This is a genomic window from Bartonella sp. MR168JLCBS (assembly GCF_042194175.1).
On record NZ_JBHIMP010000631.1, the window covers coordinates 1 to 524 of the forward strand.

Sequence of the window (524 nt, forward strand, 5' to 3'; positions counted from 1 at the left end):
GCTGGTTTGTGTTGTCAGATTCTCCTCCTGAACGGGATGTTATTTGGACAGAATCGGGTGTTGAAGGAGCGTATCGCTTTGTACAGCGTGTTTGGCGCTGTGTGGTTTTAAGTGCTCCGGTTTTAAAGGAAGTGATTCCATGTACAGGGCATCAAGGTACAGCTTTGGAACTCTCAAAAGCAGCACACCGCATGCTTTGCACTGTGGAAGATGATTTGGAAAAATTTGCCTTTAATCGGGCGATTGCGCGCCTTTATGAATTCTTGAACATCATGGCGCCATTGTTAAACAAGGTAGCAAGTGTTGAAGATGAAATGAAGGCATCTCTCCGTCAAGCAATGGATTTTTTTCTTGCACTGATTGCACCTATAATGCCTCATTTAGCGGAAGAATGCCATGCTGCTTTAGGGGAGAAAACCCTGATTTGCGAGCTTCCTTGGCCTGTTTATGATCCCGCATTAATCGTTGAGGACTGCTGCACTTTGCCGGTACAGATTAATGGTAAAAAACGTGGTGAGGTGACT

Annotated in this window: 1 protein-coding gene; it reads left to right on the top strand. The window is 45.2% G+C overall.

Translation table 11 applies throughout. The features are described 5' to 3' along the window. Positions 1-524: class I tRNA ligase family protein (locus ACFIK8_RS13105; protein WP_375669672.1), on the top strand; the 524-nt coding region annotated here is incomplete at both ends.